The 1,665-nt window shown below is 78.1% G+C and carries 1 pseudogene; it reads left to right on the top strand.

Features of this window, described 5'->3' with window-relative positions:
• Window positions 1-143 precede the first annotated feature (143 nt).
• A pseudogene (locus GA0115240_RS05795) lies at window positions 144-1,665 on the top strand (serine protease); the annotation flags it as partial.

Here is a 1,665-nt window from a genome sequence, read left to right as displayed (position 1 = left end):
ATGGCCAGGCGCTCGGAGTGAAGCGAGGGGGCGCAAGGGGGCGCTTTCGGACGGTGATCTTGGCGGACGATCATCGGGCACCTACCGTCGAAGCGGGACGAAATGGGGCGCCGTGGTGGTGGCGCGGTGGCGGGAGGTGCCCGATGGCGGCGCGCGCAAGCGAGCGGGACAACGCGCTCATCCGGATCTGCGACCTGGCGGGACGCCCGCGCGGCACCGGCTTCCTCGCCGACGCCGCGGGCACGATGATCACCAGCCACGAGGCGGTCGACGGCCTGGCCCGGCTGGTCCTGCACGCCCCGGGCGACCAGGTGTGCCTGGTCGAGGCCGGCGCCATCACCTCGCTGCCCGAGTACGGCCTGGCGCTGGTGGCCACCGAAGGGCTCAGCCTGCCGCCCCTGCCGGTCGCCCCCCGCGGCCCGGCCCACCCCGACCGGCGGATACGGCTGCGGCTGCCGCATCGCGCGGAAGGCACCGTGGTCGGCACCACGGCTGTCACCTACATCGCCACCGACCGCTTCCACCTGCTCGACGAGGTCTACGAACTCGCCCTGGACCGGGCCGACCTGAACCGGGCGGCGGCGGAGGCGTCCGGCGCGCCGCTGATCGACGCGGCCACCGGGGCGGTGCTGGCCGTGGTGGCCACCGCTCTGCACGCGGGACACCGGGCCAGCGGCTTCGCGGTGCCCCTGCACGCCGGAAGCGGGCCGGCCCCGCTGGCCGAGCTGCTGGCCCGCAACGGCGCCACCGTGCCCGCCTACGGCCCGCACCTGAACCTCGCCGGGGCGCTGCGCCTGACCGGTGCGACGCTGCGCCGGGCCGCCGAATCCGCCGAACCCCCCGGTCCGATCGGTGCGGCCGGTGCCGTCCGTGCCACTGATGGCGCCCGTGCCGCCGACGCCATCGAGGAGCGTCCCCAAGTCGCCGAGCCGTTGCGCGAGTTCCTCGCGGCCCGGGGCGAGGCCGCGCCCCTCGCGCTCGGCCTGGTCGGCGACCCCGGCACCGGCCGCAGCACCGAACTCGCCCGGCTCGCCGCCCAGCGCGCCCGCGGTCCCCGGCCTGCCCCCACCGTGCTGCTGCGAGGGGCCGAACTGCGGCCCGGTGACGGCAGCGTCAAGGACGCGGTGGAGCGCTCGCTGCGCGGCGCCGCCCGGGCCGTCCCCGGCGCCCCCGCCGCCCTTGCCGCCGAGTCGTCGCCCGGTTGCGCGGACGCCGTGGCCGACCTGGCCCGGACCGCCGGTCGGCCGCTGCTCGTCGTCCTGGACGCCGCCGAGGAGATGCCCCCGGTCCTCGCCCACGCACTGGCCGACTGGACGAGCGCGACGGCCGGCTGGCTGCGCCTGTCCCGGGCCCGGCTGATGGTCGCCTGCCGCCCCGAACTGTGGGAGCAGATCGCGGTGTCGCTGCCGCCGGAGTCGGCCCGGCAGGTGCGGATCGGCGGGCTGACCGACGGGCAGGCGGCCCGGGCCCGGGCGCGTCTCGGGCTGCCGGCCGATGCCCTCGCGGCGGCCGACGCGGCCCACCCGCTGGCCCTGCGGCTGCTGTCCGAGGTCCGGGCCGCGCTGCCCGGGGACCCGGGGACGGCGCCGACCCGGCCGGACATCTTCGCCGCCCACCTGGACCTGATGTGCCTGCGGATCGCGGAGCGGCTCGCCGCCGGGTCGC

Source organism: Streptomyces sp. DvalAA-14, from assembly GCF_900091855.1.
In the GTDB taxonomy this organism is placed as follows: domain Bacteria; phylum Actinomycetota; class Actinomycetes; order Streptomycetales; family Streptomycetaceae; genus Actinacidiphila.
Note: the sequence above shows the minus strand (reverse complement) of the source record. Positions and strands in the feature narration are given on the sequence as shown.